The following is a 15,055-nucleotide window of genomic DNA, read 5'->3' on the forward strand; positions in this document are numbered from 1 at the left end:
GAGAGTAATGATATGAGTAAAAATCGTCGAATTAACAAAGTCCTTGTAGCAAACCGCGGAGAAATTGCCATCCGTGTATTCCGTGCCTGCGTTGAGCTTGGCATTCGTACAGTAGCGATTTATTCAAAAGAGGATGCAGGTTCCTATCATCGTTATAAGGCAGATGAGGCCTATTTAGTTGGCGAAGGAAAAAAACCGATTGATGCTTATCTAGATATTGAAGGGATTATTGAAATCGCCAAAAGCCATGATGTCGATGCCATTCATCCAGGGTATGGATTTCTTTCGGAAAATATTCAATTCGCTAAACGATGCGAGGAAGAAGGAATCATTTTTATTGGTCCCAAACAAGAGCATCTCGATATGTTTGGTGACAAAGTAAAGGCTCGCCATCAAGCACAATTGGCAGGGATTCCGGTTATTCCTGGAAGCGATGGTCCCGTACATAGCTTGGAAGAAGTGATTCGTTTTGGCGAGACGTATGGTTATCCGATTATTATTAAAGCAGCATTAGGCGGCGGTGGACGCGGCATGCGCATCGTTCGTTCAAAAGCGGAAGTAAAACAAGCATATGAGCGGGCGAAATCAGAAGCAAAAGCAGCATTCGGCAGCGATGAAGTATATGTAGAAAAGCTCATCGAAAATCCAAAACATATTGAAGTGCAAATTCTCGGTGACTATGAAGGAAATATTGTTCATTTATATGAACGCGACTGTTCCGTGCAGCGCCGCCATCAAAAAGTAGTCGAAGTCGCACCAAGCGTGTCATTATCTGATCAGCTTCGCCAGGAAATTTGCGAAGCGGCTGTCAAACTAATGAAAAATGTAAATTATGTCAATGCCGGTACGGTTGAGTTTTTAGTATCTGGCGATAAGTTTTACTTTATCGAAGTGAATCCTCGCATTCAAGTAGAACACACCATTACGGAAATGGTTACAGGAATTGATATTGTTCAGTCACAAATTTTAATTGCGGAAGGCCATTCGCTTCACAGTGATGTGGTTGGCATTCCAAAACAGGAAGATATTCATGTTCACGGATACGCGATTCAATCGCGGGTTACAACAGAGGATCCGTTAAACAACTTTATGCCGGATACGGGGAAAATTATGGCCTATCGCTCCGGAGGCGGATTTGGCGTCCGTTTAGATGCAGGAAATGGGTTCCAGGGAGCGGTTATTACACCATACTATGACTCATTGCTTGTGAAATTATCCACATGGGCATTGACATTTGAGCAAGCGGCAAAAAAAATGCTGCGTAATTTGCGGGAATTCCGAATTCGTGGAATTAAAACAAACATTCCATTTTTAGAAAACGTCGTGCAACACCCAAAATTTTTAACAGGAGAGTACGACACTTCGTTTATTGATTCAACGCCCGAACTATTTATCTTCCCGAAAAGAAAAGACCGCGGCACAAAGATGTTAACGTATATCGGTACGGTAACCGTCAATGGCTTTCCGGGAATCGGAAAGAAAAAGAAGCCGGTATTTGAAAAGCCGCGCATTCCAAAAGTAAAGCATTCTGAGCCGATTCCAAGCGGAACAAAACAAATTCTCGAAGAACGTGGAGCAGAAGGTCTTGTTCAATGGGTGAAAGAACAGAAGAAAGTATTATTAACGGACACAACATTCCGCGATGGGCATCAATCGCTTTTAGCAACGCGCGTGCGCACGACCGATTTAGTACACATTGCCGAACCTACAGCAAGGTTATTGCCGAATTTGTTCTCACTTGAAATGTGGGGAGGAGCGACATTTGACGTTGCCTATCGTTTCTTAAAAGAAGATCCGTGGGATCGCTTGCTCAAGCTTCGTGAACGAATTCCGAACTTGCTGTTCCAAATGTTATTGAGAGCGTCTAATGCGGTTGGATACAAAAACTATCCGGACAATGTCATTCGCGAGTTTGTCGAGAAATCAGCACATGCCGGAATCGATGTATTCCGCATTTTTGACAGCTTAAACTGGGTAAAAGGCATGACGGTTGCTATTGATGCGGTGCGGCAGACAGGAAAAATTGCCGAAGCGGCGATTTGTTACACAGGTGATATTTTAGATCCGACGCGCACGAAGTATAATTTGGATTATTATAAAAACCTTGCTAAAGAATTAGAGCAGGCAGGCGCACATATTTTAGGCATTAAAGACATGGCCGGTCTTTTAAAACCGCAGGCAGCGTATGTATTAATTTCGACGTTGAAAGAGACGGTGGATATTCCGATTCATCTTCATACGCACGACACAAGCGGCAACGGCATCTACACTTATGCAAAAGCGATTGAAGCCGGAGTAGATATTGTTGATGTTGCCGTAAGTTCAATGGCCGGACTAACGTCACAGCCAAGTGCCAATACACTCTATTATGCGCTTGAAGGAACAGAGCGGATGCCGAATGTCGACATCAATGCATTGGAACAGCTTTCCCGCTACTGGGAAGATGTCCGCAAATACTATCAAGAGTTTGAAAGCGGCATAAACGCACCGCATACAGAAGTATACATGCATGAAATGCCTGGCGGACAATACAGCAACCTTCAGCAGCAAGCGAAGGCGGTCGGCCTTGGCGATCGCTGGGATGAGGTAAAAGAGATGTATCGCCGTGTCAATGATATGTTCGGTGATATTGTGAAAGTAACTCCTTCATCGAAAGTCGTCGGTGATATGGCGCTATATATGGTGCAAAATAACTTGACCGAGCAAGATATTTATGAACGCGGTGAAACGCTTGACTTCCCGGACTCGGTTGTTGAGCTGTTCGAAGGTTATTTAGGACAGCCGTATGGCGGATTCCCGAAAGAATTGCAGCGCATTATTTTAAAGGGACGCGAACCGATTACAGTACGGCCAGGAGAACTGTTAGAGCCGGTTGATTTTGAGAAAGTTAAGCAAGAGTTGTTCCATATGCTCGATCGAGAAGTGACTGACTTCGATGCGCTTGCGTATGCTTTATATCCAAAAGTGTTCATCGACTACACAAAAACAGTCGAACAATTTGGTGATGTATCCGTGCTGGATACCCCGACATTTTTGTACGGCATGCGCCTCGGTGAAGAAATTGAGGTGGAGATTGAAAAAGGAAAAACGCTCATCGTCAAGCTTGTTTCCATCGGACAGCCGCAAGCTGACGGAACGCGCGTCGTCTATTTTGAATTGAACGGACAACCGCGTGAAGTGATTATTAAAGATGAGAGCATTAAAACAACCGTTGCTTCACGCATTAAAGCTGATAAAAATAATCCGAACCATATTGCGGCAACGATGCCGGGAACCGTTGTAAAAGTGTTAGTTGAAAAGGGAGAAAAAGTAAGCAAGGGAGACCATCTCATGATTACCGAAGCAATGAAGATGGAAACAACGGTGCAAGCACCATTCGGCGGCATTGTAAAAGATATTTATGTGAAAAATGGAGATGCCATTCAAACCGGCGATTTACTCATAGAATTAACAAAATAAATAATAATAAGGATTTGACTTATGAGTGTCTGACCTCACGCATGACTCAATCCATTGTTATAATTATGACTGTGGGGTCTGACAATTGCTTTTAGACAGACTCAGCGTTTCTTATGTATGATTTATGTGTTGACAAGTATCTAAAAAATGATGAAACAAACATGTCAACTTTATATTTAGAAGGAGTGGACTTTGATTATATAATTAAAGATAAAAATAAATTTTTTACGGGAGCTTGTGGAATCAGGCTGAGAGTACGACTAATCCGTCGTTGACCGTTTGAACCTGTTGGGTAATGCCAGCGTAGGGAAAGTGATAAGGGGCTAATAGGCACTTTGCTTACGCGCAAAGTGCCTTTTTCATCTTTGAAAATATGATAAAGCAGCGCGAAATCATTGACAGCATCCTTCAGTTTATGAAGAAGGAACGTTGTTCAGAAGATGAGTTTCATCATTATGCTTTGAAGTTGTTTGCTTATCAATATAAAAACAATATTCCGTATTGTATGTATTGAAAGGATGAAATGTGATTATGCAGATACAAGAAATTGTAAAAACGTTAGAAAAAGTGCGTCAAGTGAATCCGCTTATCCATAATATTACGAATGTTGTTGTGACAAATTTTACTGCTAACGGTCTTTTAGCATTAGGCGCTTCGCCAGTGATGGCGTATGCTAAAGAAGAAGTGGCTGATATGGCAAAAATGGCGGGAGCGCTCGTGCTTAATATTGGCACGCTAAATGAAACAGAAATCGAAGCGATGCTCATTGCAGGAAAATCAGCGAATGAGAATGGGGTACCGGTGATTTTTGATCCGGTCGGCGCAGGTGCCACCGCTTATCGAACAGAAACGGCAAGAAAAATTGTTAAAGAAGTGAAAATTTCAATTATAAGAGGAAATGCCGCTGAGATTGCCAATGTAATAGGAGAAAATTGGGTCATTAAAGGCGTCGATGCGCAAGAAGGAAACGGAGATATTATTGCCTTAGCGAAAAAAGCGGCACAGCAATTAGGAACGGTTGTTGTGATTACTGGTAAAGAGGACGTCGTTACCGATGGTGACACAACATACGTCATCCATAACGGTCATCCGATTTTAACAAAAGTAACGGGGACAGGCTGCTTGTTAACTTCGGTGATTGGAGCGTTCGCAGCAGTTGAGAAAGACTTGCTTTTAGCGGCTGTCTCTGCGCTTGTCAGTTACGGGGTGGCTGCTGAAGTAGCAGCAAATAAAAAAGGGGAAGAAGGACCAGGAAGTTTTCAAATCGAATTTTTAAACGAGCTCGCCAAAGTAGGTACTGCGGAAATTAGCCAATATGGCTCGATTGAAAAAAGATGAGTTTGCAAGGGGGAATCGCCATGAAGAAGGTGTACAAAGCGTTAACAATTGCCGGTTCTGATAGCGGCGGCGGGGCCGGCATTCAAGCCGATTTAAAAACGTTTCAAGAGTTAAAAGTTTTTGGGATGTCCGCGTTAACTGCGGTTACCGCGCAAAATACACTTGGAGTACAAGGGGTATACCCTTTATCGGTAGAGGCTGTTAAGCAGCAAATTGAATCGATTGGAACCGATTTAGGAGCAGATGCTGTTAAAACAGGAATGCTTTTCAGCAGCGAAATCATTCAAGCAGTTGCTGAAAAGATTAAACAATTTGGGTGGAAAAATATTGTCGTCGATCCTGTCATGATTGCTAAAGGCGGGGCTCCACTTTTGCAAGATGAAGCGGTAAGTGCCTTGAAAAACGATTTGCTTCCGCTGGCAACCGTCATTACGCCTAATATTCCCGAGGCGGAAGTGTTAACGGCAATGACGATCCGCACATTAGAAGACCGCCAAAAAGCAGCCAAACGTTTACATGAGCTAGGTGTAAAATATGTCGTTATTAAAGGCGGTCATGATGAAGGAGAAAGTGAAGCGGTTGATCTATTATATGATGGTGAGGAATTTTCTTATTTTAAAAGCAAAAGAGTGAAGACGAAGCATACACATGGAACAGGCTGCACATTTGCTGCAGCGATTACGGCTGAACTGGCAAAGGGCAGCAATGTAAAGGAAGCGGTACAAACAGCGAAAGATTTTATTCAAGCAGCGATTGAAAACGAATTAGGAATAGGGCACGGCCATGGACCGACCAATCATTGGGCTTATCGAGAGAAAAAGAGTGTTTACGAAAATGGGTGATGAGTGTTGGCGAGAATTTCGAATGAGAAAATGAGACAGTTATTAAAAGTTTATTTTATTATGGGAAGTAATAACTGTAAAAAGGACCCTTTGAAAGTGATAACAGAAGCGCTTGATGGCGGAATTACGCTGTTTCAATTTCGCGAAAAAGGGAAAGATGCTTTAACCGGGGCGAAAAAGTACGCGCTTGCGAAAGAAATTCAAAGCATTTGTAAAAAATATAACGTTCCTTTTATCGTAAACGATGATGTTGATTTAGCAATTGCGCTCGATGCCGATGGTGTGCATATCGGACAGGAAGACGAGTCAGCCGAGCGTGTCCGTGAAAAAATTGGCGATAAAATTCTTGGTGTTTCCGTTCATAATCTTGAGGAAGCGCGTAAAGCCATTGCGCAAGGGGCGGATTATGTTGGAGTAGGTCCCATTTTTCCTACAAAAACAAAAGAAGACGCCAAAGAAGTGCAAGGTACTTCCCTTATTCTGTCTCTCAGAAAGAACGGGATTCAAATCCCGATGGTTGGGATTGGCGGCATTAACACAGAAAATGCAAGAGAGGTAATAAAAGCGGGGGCTGATGGTGTTTCTGTTATAACGGCGATTAGTTTGGCACCATCTCCTTTTGAAAGCGCCAAGCAATTAGTTATGACTGTTAATGAATGTTTATAAGGGATATGCGTTGAAATAGTTGCTGGGATAAGGAAAAAGCAATCGATTGCTTTAAGAATAAAAAACGAGGGGGTCCCTCGTTTTTTATTCTGCTATGATCGATGTCATCCTTTTCGCTTGATTGGACAAATGGGATAACATTTGTTCATTGTGTTTGCTTCGAGCAGCTAATAAAACTAAATAACTGAGCATGCCGAATAAGCAAGAAATGAAAAAGGCATGAGCCAAAGCGATATATAAATTTAGTTTTGTGAACACAATAAGGGCTCCAGTGATGATTTGTAAAGATACAAGGGAAAGAGAAATAAGCCAGCCCCAATATATAACACGTTGATTCCGATAAGATTTTAGCGCTTGAATCGTAGCAAATAAAATCCAAACAAAAATCAATCCAGCTGCAAAGCGATGTCCCATTTGTACCCACTCATGAAGCTGGATAGGAAAAGGACGAGCTTCTGAACAAAGCGGCCAGCTTGGACAAGCCAAACTTGCCAGTTTATGACGGACAAGCGCCCCGGTATAGACAACGATAAAGCTGTATACGATAACTCCATAAATATGAAATTTCATTTTTTTGTCAATCACTATTGAATCTGCGTCGAATTTTTTATCTACTTCAAAAATGAGCAGTGTAAGTAGAAAAACTGTAGCAAATGAAATCAGAGAGATGCCAAAATGTAAGGCAAGAACGAAGTCGGATTGTCCCCAAACGACGGCTGCCGCTCCAATCAAACCTTGCAACACAAGAAATATAAACGAAACAAGCGCAAGAAATTTTGTTTCACGGACATGCCCAATCGCACGCCAAGCCCAAACGGACAGTACTAGTACCATCACCCCTGCAACTCCAGAAACGACGCGGTGACTTAGTTCAATCAAGAGCTCAGGGGTGATATTCGAAGGAATTAGTTCACCGTGGCATAACGGCCATGACCGACCGCACCCCATTCCTGATTCTGTTTTTGTTACTAAAGCACCGCCAATCAAAACGAACAACATTGCAATCGTCGTTAGAACCGCAAACCATTTTAATGTACGCTGCAAAATCTTCACCTTCTTGATTAAGAAATATCTATTGTGACCATTAATGTTATAGAAAATGTTGTAGAAAAGATAGACGAAAAATCTACATTTATTATCTTAGCGTAAACAGCGAAAGAGAGCAAAATAAAATCAATAAACATCATCATTTTACAATATAGTTAGTGTAAAAAACAAATAAATATTATAGCGAAAAAGGTTGAATATTGTTAATGAGTTTGCTAGAAATATAAATGAATACAAATGAAAATGCTGTTTTTTGTCTAGTATTGTATTTAGAGATACGTTCATTCACAATTTTGACACAAATAATCCAAAAAAAATTCACAATTCGCCAACGAAATGTGATTTAATATAAAGAAGATGGATTATTTATCTTTTTATTATTCCAGCAATATTTATTTTTTTAATTGAAATTTTAATGTAACGAAGCGATGGAAACGCCTTCAGCAATGAAATGAAATGATTAGAAGGTCTTTTTGATTTGTGGGACTAAGGAGGAATTAACGATGGCAAATACGAGGGCATTGAATGAAGGCGATGCAAATGCTATGCAAAGTCCTCAAGAGTATACACATTCAACCGTTTGGAAAGATTTATTGGCTGTTGTAAAAATTGGTATCGTAAATTCGAATTTAATTACGACATTTACCGGTTTATGGTTAGCATTGCATTTTATGGGGAAAGGATTTCTTGATAATCTTCATATTGTCTTTTTTGCCCTTTTTGGTTCAGCATTGATTATTGCTGGTTCATGCAGTCTAAATAATTATATTGACCGCGATATCGATCATTTGATGGAGCGGACAAAATCAAGACCGACTGTTACTGGAAGAATGGAGCCGAAGCGGGTGCTTTGGTTAGGCATTTTCCTAGTCATGATTGGCACATTAAGCTTATTGATGACAACCGTAACCGCAGCGATCATTGGACTTATTGGTGTATTCACTTACGTCTTTTTGTATACAATGTGGTCAAAGCGGAATAATACGTTGAATACGGTCATCGGGAGCGTTTCGGGGGCTGTGCCTCCGGTTATTGGCTGGACAGCGGTCGATTCAAATTTTCATGTCGTGCCGCTTGTGTTATTTTTATTAATGTTTATATGGCAGCCGCCACACTTTTTGGCGCTCGCAATGAAGCGTGCAGAAGAATATCGTGCGGCAGGCATTCCGATGTTACCGGTTGTTCATGGTTTTGGTATTACAAAACGCCAAATGGTTGTTTGGGTAGCATGCTTACTTCCACTTCCGTTTTACCTTTTTTCATTAGGTATTCCATTTCTCGTCATCGCGACGTTGTTAAACATCGGCTGGTTGGCGTTAGGCCTTGCGGGATTTAAAATGAAAGATGACTTGAAATGGGCGAAGTGGATGTTTATATATTCGTTGAATTATTTAACCATTTTATTCGTAGCAATGGTGATCGTTACGATTGATTAATGGGTTGTTTATAATTCTTTCTCTTTTTCATATAGAAAGAATTTATATATTTATCTAAAATTGAAAGAGGGGTTTGATTAGGCTATGAAGAAATGGCTACTCAATTGGCGCTTATTTTCTCTTTTTAGTGTAATGGCGCTTGTATTAGCTGGCTGTGGCGAGCCGTTTATTTCCGCGCTTCAACCGGCCGGCGAAGTAGCAGATATGCAGTATTCGCTTATGCTGCTTAGCACAGCCATTATGGTTCTTGTTATTCTCGTTGTAACAATTATCTTCGTATACGTTGTCATTCGTTTCCGTCAACGTAAAGGAGAAGAAAACAAAATTCCAAAGCAAGTGGAAGGAAGCCATAAGCTCGAAATTATTTGGACTGTCATTCCGATTATTCTTTTGATTATTTTGGCAGTTCCGACTGTTAAGGCAACATTTGAGCTTGCTGATGTAAAACCGATGAACAAAGAAAATCGCGACAAAGAGAAGACGCTTGTCGTCAATGTTCGTGCTAACCTTTATTGGTGGGAATTTGAATATCCTGACTATGGCGTTATTACGAGCCAGGATTTAGTTGTTCCTACAGATGAGCGCGTGTATTTTAACTTAAAAGCATCAGATGTAAAACACTCATTCTGGATTCCTGCAGTCGGCGGGAAAATGGATACAAACGTAGAAGAAAGCAAAAACCAATTTTGGTTGGAATTTGACCAAGAGGACGCTGAAAAAGCCGGCGGCATTTTCTATGGTAAGTGTGCAGAGCTTTGCGGTCCTTCGCATGCGTTGATGGATTTCAAAGTGAAAGCCGTTCCTAGAGATGAATTCAATCAATGGATTGAAAAAATGAAAAATGCGAAACCAGTTGTAACTGATCCAGTTGCAAAAGAAGGGGAAGCAATCTTCAATAAGAGCTGTATCGGCTGCCACGCGGTTACTCCGGTTGATAACCGCCCAGAACAAGCACGTACAGCACCAAACTTAGGAAACTTTGGCGATCGTGAGCGCATTGCAGGTATTTTAGAACATAACGAAGAAAACTTGAAAAAATGGCTGAAAGATCCAGAATCTATTAAACCTGGCAATACAATGACAAACACATACGGAAAATTAACTGATGAACAAATTGATGCTTTAACAAAATATTTAATGAGTCTAAAGGTTGAGTAATAAGGGGATTCATGTAAAAAGGGAGGTTACACTGGTGAGTACAGTAGCTCGCAAAAAGAGCCTGATATGGGACTACCTTACAACGGTCGACCATAAGAAAATCGCCATCCTTTACTTAATTGCTGGTGGTCTTTTCTTCATCATGGGTGGTATTGAGGCACTATTTATTCGTATTCAGCTTGCTGTGCCTAACAACGATTTTGTTAGTGCAGGTCTTTATAACGAAATTTTAACGATGCACGGTACAACAATGATTTTCTTGGCAGCGATGCCGCTTGTATTTGCGATGATGAACGCTGTTGTACCAATTCAAATCGGTGCGCGTGACGTTGCGTTTCCGTTTTTGAACTCTTTAGGTTTCTGGTTATTCTTCTTTGGAGGGCTTTTCCTAAACTTATCATGGTTTTTAGGCGGAGCACCTGACGCTGGTTGGACATCTTATGCGTCTTTATCATTAGAATCACCAGGACACGGTATTGATTTCTATGTGTTAGGATTACAGATTTCCGGTTTAGGTACATTAATTGGTGGTATTAACTTCCTAGTAACAATCGTTAATATGCGTGCTCCAGGTATGACATATATGCGCATGCCATTGTTTACTTGGACAACGTTTGTTGCTTCTGCGTTAATTTTATTTGCGTTTCCGCCGTTAACGGTTGGCTTAATCTTTCTGATGATGGACCGTTTATTTGGTGGTAACTTCTTCGATCCGGCGTTAGGCGGTAACACAATTATTTGGGAGCATTTATTCTGGATTTTCGGTCATCCTGAAGTATATATTCTTGTATTGCCGGCATTCGGTATTTTCTCTGAAATTATCTCGACTTTCTCTAAAAAACGTTTATTCGGATATTCATCAATGGTATTTGCAACTGTATTAATCGGTTTCTTAGGATTCATGGTTTGGGCGCACCACATGTTTACAGTTGGTATGGGACCAATTGCGAACGCAATTTTTGCGGTTGCGACAATGGCCATTGCTGTTCCGACAGGTATTAAGATTTTTAACTGGTTATTCACAATGTGGGGCGGAAGCATTCGCTTTACAACACCAATGTTATATGCTGTTGGGTTTATTCCATCATTCGTTATGGGTGGAGTAACAGGGGTTATGAATGCGACAGCGGCAGCAGACTATCAATATCATGACAGCTATTTCGTTGTTGCCCACTTCCATTATGTTATCGTTGGTGGGGTAGTATTCGCTCTCTTAGCTGGGGCACATTATTGGTGGCCAAAAATGTTTGGAAAGATGTTAAGCGAAAAACTTGGAAAAGTTACATTCTGGTTATTCTTTATCGGTTTCCATTTAACATTCTTTATTCAGCACTTCCTTGGCTTGATGGGTATGCCTCGCCGCGTATTCACATACTTGCCGGGGCAAGGTTGGGAAACTGGAAACTTAATTAGTACAATTGGTGCATTCTTTATGGCTGCCGGTACGATTGTTCTTTTAGTTAATATTGTTATTACAACAGTTAAAGGCAAGAAAGCTGAAGCAGATGCATGGGGAGACGGACGTACGCTTGAATGGGCAGTTTCTTCTCCAGCACCTGAATATAACTTTGCACAAACTCCGCTTGTTCGCGGTTTAGATGCGCTTTGGGTTGAGAAAATGGAAGGTAAAAAAGGCTTAACTCCGGCAGAACCGCTTGGAGATATCCATATGCCAAATCCTTCGTTCTTACCGTTTGTCATTTCGCTTGGATTATTCATTTCAGCTTTAGGATTTATGTACCATAACGACCATTCTTGGGGCTTAATGGTTGGAATCGTTGGTCTATTAATTACGTTTGGGGCCATGTTCTTGCGCTCTGTAATCGATGACCATGGCTACCACATTCATAAAGAAGAAATTATTGAAGCTGAGAAAAAGGGGGCTAAGGCATAATGCATGTTGAAGAAAAATTAACGGCAGAGACATTCCCTGCATCACCTGAAAAAGCCACCCTTGAAGGGAAAAATAAATTTTTAGGATTTTGGTTTTTCTTAGGGGGAGAGACTGTTCTTTTCGCCTCCCTCTTTGCCACATTTTTAGCTTTAAGGGATAGAACAGCTGGCGGTCCAAGTTCTGACGAGCTATTTAAAATGTCCATTGTATTCATCGCTACGATGCTGTTATTAACGAGCAGCTTAACGAGCGTGTATGCAATGTACCATATGAAAAATTTCGACTTTAAGAAAATGCAGCTTTGGCTTGGAATTACTGTTTTATTAGGCGCTGCATTCTTAGGACTGGAAATTTACGAATTCTATGAATATGTTCATGAAGGCCTTACATTCTCAACAAGCGCGTTTGCTTCAGCCTTTTATACGTTAGTTGGCACACACGGTGCGCACGTGGCATTTGGTTTGCTGTGGATTTTAACGCTAATGATTCGCAACGCTAAGCGCGGTCTAGACCTTTACAACGCACCGAAGTTTTATGTTGCCAGCCTTTACTGGCACTTTATCGACGTTGTATGGGTGTTCATTTTCACAGTCGTATACTTAATGGGAATGGTGGGGTGATTGTATGGCACAGCATACAAATTCAGGCAACCCAAATGTTGATTTAGCTTATCGCCGCAAGAAAAACGCGGAAGATATGAAACATCAAGTCATTTCATTCGCTTTAATGATTTTCTTAACGCTTGTTGCGTTTTTCGCAATTGGTTATGACAAATTTTCACCTTGGTTTTCAGTGCCATTTATTCTTCTTCTTGCGATTGTGCAAGTTGGCTTCCAATTATATTATTTCATGCACATGAGCCACAAAGGTCATGAGTTGCCAGCGTTGTTCCTTTATAGCGGTGTATTTGTTGCCTTTCTAACGATTTGGGCGTTTATGACGATTGTTTGGTGGTAACAAATAAAAGGAAATCAGTTTTAGCTGATTTCCTTTTATTTTTCACAAAAGTTTAACAATGTATAAACGTTGCAATTGTAGTATAATGAAAATGGAAAGAATCGAGGTGAAACAACGATGGTATCTTTAAATATGTTCGGCTTTGTTGCCTTATGGAGTCCGTTTTTTCTTCTTTCATTAGCGCTTGTGCTTTGGCTTTACTTCATGCTGGTTGGTCCTTGGAGAAAGCGTTTTACAAATGAAGGACCGGCGACAAGAAAACAAAAACTGTTTTTTACAGCTGGTATTGTTTTGCTTTATATTTGTAAAGGTTCGCCGATTGATTTGCTTGGTCATTTGATGTTTAGCGCTCATATGACCCAGATGGCCATCCTTTATTTACTTGTGCCACAATTGCTTATTTTAGGAATTCCAAATTGGATGTATGAACAATTGTTCCGCATTCGGTTTGTAAAGGCAACTGTCTCATTTTTTACGAAGCCGCTTATTTCACTTATTTTGTTTAATGGCCTTTTCTCGTTTTATCACGTTCCGTTTATTTTTGATATCGTCAAAACAAATATGTTTTTACATGCGATGGTCACAACTGTCATTTTCTTTTCGGCAGTGATGATGTGGTGGCCGCTCGTTACGAAATTGTCAGATTGGCCAACGCTTAGCGGTATTAAAAAAATTGGTTACATTTTTGCTAACGGCATCTTATTAACTCCAGCCTGTGCGCTGATTATTTTTGCAGATACTCCGTTGTATACAACTTATTCTGACCCGCAGGCATGGGTGAATGCACTTCAGCTTTGTGTACCTGCTGGAACATTAGCTTCTCTTAATTTAACAGGTCCGCAAATGTTTATGTCAATGCCGCTTATTTATGACCAACAGCTTGGCGGGGTATTGATGAAAATTATCCAGGAGATTATCTATGGCGCGATGTTATTTTTCATTTTTATTGACTGGTATCAAAAAGAACGGGAAAAGGAAAAAATGGCTACGATCTCGCCGCAGCCATCTGAATAATCAATGGCAATTTTCGGGGCAAGCAAGGGCTTAGCCCCGTTTTGTCGCATTTGAGAACTAAGAATGGGTATTGGCATGTTGTTTATTGAAAAAAAAGAGAGCGTCGACTAAAATAAAATTGGAGAAACGAATGAAATAGGAGAGAGGAACGAAAATATGGATCACTCATTACCGATTTTGCCAACGCTTAGTACGGGCTTTATTGTCTTAAGTGCAATATTTGTCGCAATCGGCTGGTATTTAGTTCGTCAACGGAAAATCGAAGCGCACAAAAAAACGATGTTTTGGGCAGCTGTATTCGCCCTATTGTTTTTCCTTATTTATTTATCAAGAACGATTTTTATCGGCAATACTAGCTTTGGCGGTCCCGATAATATAAAAATTTATTATACGATCTTTTTATTTTTCCATATTGTTTTGGCGACTGTCGGTGCTATTTTTGGAATCGTTACTCTTTTATCAGGCTTTAAAAATAATTTGGTTAAACATAAAAAGCTAGGTCCAATTACAAGTGTAATATGGTTTTTTACCGCAACGACTGGGGTTGCTGTTTATTTGCTTCTTTATGTGTTTTATCGAGGCGGAGAAACAACGTCTATTATTAAAGCGATTTTAGGTTTTTAACATGTTCTACCGAGAAGTCTCCCACCTCTAAACAACGTGTAGGTGGGAGGTTCATAGAAACAGTCAGGCTTCTTGAGATGAGGTCTGACTTTTTTGTTGGGACATAAGGCTGCTCCATGTTTTGTCATATTTTTTATCGAACTCATATGATAATGTATAATAGATGTTATAGGAATGTACAAGTGGCTGACTGTTGTTAATATCGTGAAGGGGAGAGAAAAGGTGGCAGTGCGCTTAAAAAAACGTTCAGACGTGGCTTCCATAACATTAATTACGATTACAATGATGTGTTTACACGAGCATGAGGAAGTCGTTCTTCCTGATACATCGATTGATATTTTTTTTAGAGACAACGAGTGTTGTACGGTTTTTTTAAAAATGACGATGAAATATGGCACAAATATTGTTCATGTTTGTGAGAAGCTGCAAAAGCACATTAAAGAAGAAATTGAAGCGATGACGAACTTTACAGTGGATTGCGTGAATATAGCCGTTCAAAATTTAGTGTATCGAAAAAACGCATAGGAGGAGCCTATGCGTTTTTTAGTTTACAATTCGCGAGCTAACCGTGGCGCTTCCGCTTTTCTTTGATGTCTAGCTCCGGCACCTAGCTCTCTGTG

13 protein-coding genes and 1 riboswitch are annotated in these 15,055 nt (G+C 40.7%); of the genes, 12 read left to right on the forward strand and 1 reads right to left on the reverse strand.

Features of this window, described 5'->3' with window-relative positions; translation table 11 throughout:
- Nucleotides 1-12: 12 nt before the first annotated feature.
- The 4 genes from pyc to thiE all read left to right on the forward strand — a co-directional run bounded on the left by pyc (nt 13) and on the right by thiE (nt 6,305).
- On the forward strand, nt 13-3,459 hold the full coding sequence (pyc, locus tag B0I26_RS00875) for a pyruvate carboxylase (protein WP_111643586.1): 3,447 nt from the start codon (nt 13-15) through the stop codon (nt 3,457-3,459).
- A 217-nt stretch (nt 3,460-3,676) separates the two neighbouring features.
- Nucleotides 3,677-3,786: riboswitch (TPP riboswitch) on the forward strand.
- 204 nt (nt 3,787-3,990) lie between these two features.
- Nucleotides 3,991-4,797, forward strand: a complete 807-nt coding sequence (gene thiM, locus B0I26_RS00880) for a hydroxyethylthiazole kinase (RefSeq protein ID WP_111643587.1) — start codon at nt 3,991-3,993, stop codon at nt 4,795-4,797.
- Between the two features lie 20 nt (nt 4,798-4,817).
- Nucleotides 4,818-5,639, forward strand: coding sequence for a bifunctional hydroxymethylpyrimidine kinase/phosphomethylpyrimidine kinase (thiD, locus tag B0I26_RS00885; protein WP_111643588.1), 822 nt, complete (start codon nt 4,818-4,820; stop codon nt 5,637-5,639).
- Nucleotides 5,640-5,645: 6 nt separating this feature from the next.
- Nucleotides 5,646-6,305, forward strand: a complete 660-nt coding sequence (gene thiE / locus B0I26_RS00890) for a thiamine phosphate synthase (RefSeq protein ID WP_111643589.1) — start codon at nt 5,646-5,648, stop codon at nt 6,303-6,305.
- An 84-nt stretch (nt 6,306-6,389) separates the two neighbouring features.
- On the opposite strand, the gene B0I26_RS00895 is transcribed toward thiE, so the two are convergent.
- On the reverse strand, nt 6,390-7,349 hold the full coding sequence (locus B0I26_RS00895) for a COX15/CtaA family protein (protein WP_181502658.1): 960 nt from the start codon (nt 7,347-7,349) through the stop codon (nt 6,390-6,392).
- Between the two features lie 506 nt (nt 7,350-7,855).
- Here B0I26_RS00895 and cyoE point away from each other — a divergent pair.
- The 8 genes from cyoE (at nt 7,856) to B0I26_RS00935 (ending at nt 14,960) form a co-directional block, all read left to right on the forward strand.
- On the forward strand, nt 7,856-8,788 hold the full coding sequence (cyoE, locus tag B0I26_RS00900) for a heme o synthase (RefSeq protein ID WP_111643590.1): 933 nt from the start codon (nt 7,856-7,858) through the stop codon (nt 8,786-8,788).
- 84 nt (nt 8,789-8,872) lie between these two features.
- A complete protein-coding gene (gene coxB / locus B0I26_RS00905) occupies nt 8,873-9,946 on the forward strand; it encodes a cytochrome c oxidase subunit II (protein ID WP_111643591.1) in 1,074 nt (357 codons plus the stop codon).
- A 34-nt stretch (nt 9,947-9,980) separates the two neighbouring features.
- Nucleotides 9,981-11,840, forward strand: coding sequence for a cytochrome c oxidase subunit I (gene ctaD / locus B0I26_RS00910; protein ID WP_111643592.1), 1,860 nt, complete (start codon nt 9,981-9,983; stop codon nt 11,838-11,840).
- Nucleotides 11,840-12,460 (forward strand): cytochrome c oxidase subunit III, encoded by a 621-nt coding sequence (gene ctaE, locus B0I26_RS00915; RefSeq protein WP_111643593.1) that lies wholly within the window; start codon nt 11,840-11,842, stop codon nt 12,458-12,460. The genes ctaD and ctaE overlap by 1 nt, the downstream gene beginning before the upstream one ends.
- Before the next feature lie 4 nt (nt 12,461-12,464).
- Entirely contained in the window at nt 12,465-12,797 is a 333-nt protein-coding gene (gene ctaF / locus B0I26_RS00920) for a cytochrome c oxidase subunit IVB (protein WP_111643594.1), read from the forward strand.
- Between the two features lie 117 nt (nt 12,798-12,914).
- Nucleotides 12,915-13,811, forward strand: coding sequence for a cytochrome c oxidase assembly factor CtaG (ctaG, locus tag B0I26_RS00925; RefSeq protein ID WP_111643595.1), 897 nt, complete (start codon nt 12,915-12,917; stop codon nt 13,809-13,811).
- Nucleotides 13,812-13,967: 156 nt separating this feature from the next.
- Nucleotides 13,968-14,435 carry a DUF420 domain-containing protein gene (locus tag B0I26_RS00930; RefSeq protein ID WP_111643596.1) on the forward strand — a complete coding sequence of 156 codons (468 nt, stop codon included), beginning with the start codon at nt 13,968-13,970 and terminating at the stop codon, nt 14,433-14,435.
- 222 nt (nt 14,436-14,657) lie between these two features.
- A complete protein-coding gene (locus tag B0I26_RS00935; RefSeq protein WP_181502659.1) occupies nt 14,658-14,960 on the forward strand; it encodes an Asp23/Gls24 family envelope stress response protein in 303 nt (100 codons plus the stop codon).
- Nucleotides 14,961-15,055: the final 95 nt, after the last annotated feature.

The sequence above is a fragment of the Paranoxybacillus vitaminiphilus genome, assembly GCF_003259935.1.
Lineage (GTDB): Bacteria > Bacillota > Bacilli > Bacillales > Anoxybacillaceae > Paranoxybacillus > Paranoxybacillus vitaminiphilus.

Excerpts from the sequence above, each read along its gene's own strand:
- B0I26_RS00930 (WP_111643596.1), top strand. The coding sequence starts at position 13,968 with ATGGATCACTCATTACCGATTTTGCCAACGCTTAGTACGGGCTTTATT.
- pyc (WP_111643586.1), top strand. The coding sequence starts at position 13 with ATGAGTAAAAATCGTCGAATTAACAAAGTCCTTGTAGCAAACCGCGGA.
- cyoE (WP_111643590.1), top strand. The coding sequence starts at position 7,856 with ATGGCAAATACGAGGGCATTGAATGAAGGCGATGCAAATGCTATGCAA.
- coxB (WP_111643591.1), top strand. The coding sequence starts at position 8,873 with ATGAAGAAATGGCTACTCAATTGGCGCTTATTTTCTCTTTTTAGTGTA.
- ctaE (WP_111643593.1), top strand. The coding sequence starts at position 11,840 with ATGCATGTTGAAGAAAAATTAACGGCAGAGACATTCCCTGCATCACCT.
- thiM (WP_111643587.1), top strand. The coding sequence starts at position 3,991 with ATGCAGATACAAGAAATTGTAAAAACGTTAGAAAAAGTGCGTCAAGTG.
- ctaG (WP_111643595.1), top strand. The coding sequence starts at position 12,915 with ATGGTATCTTTAAATATGTTCGGCTTTGTTGCCTTATGGAGTCCGTTT.
- ctaF (WP_111643594.1), top strand. The coding sequence starts at position 12,465 with ATGGCACAGCATACAAATTCAGGCAACCCAAATGTTGATTTAGCTTAT.
- thiD (WP_111643588.1), top strand. The coding sequence starts at position 4,818 with ATGAAGAAGGTGTACAAAGCGTTAACAATTGCCGGTTCTGATAGCGGC.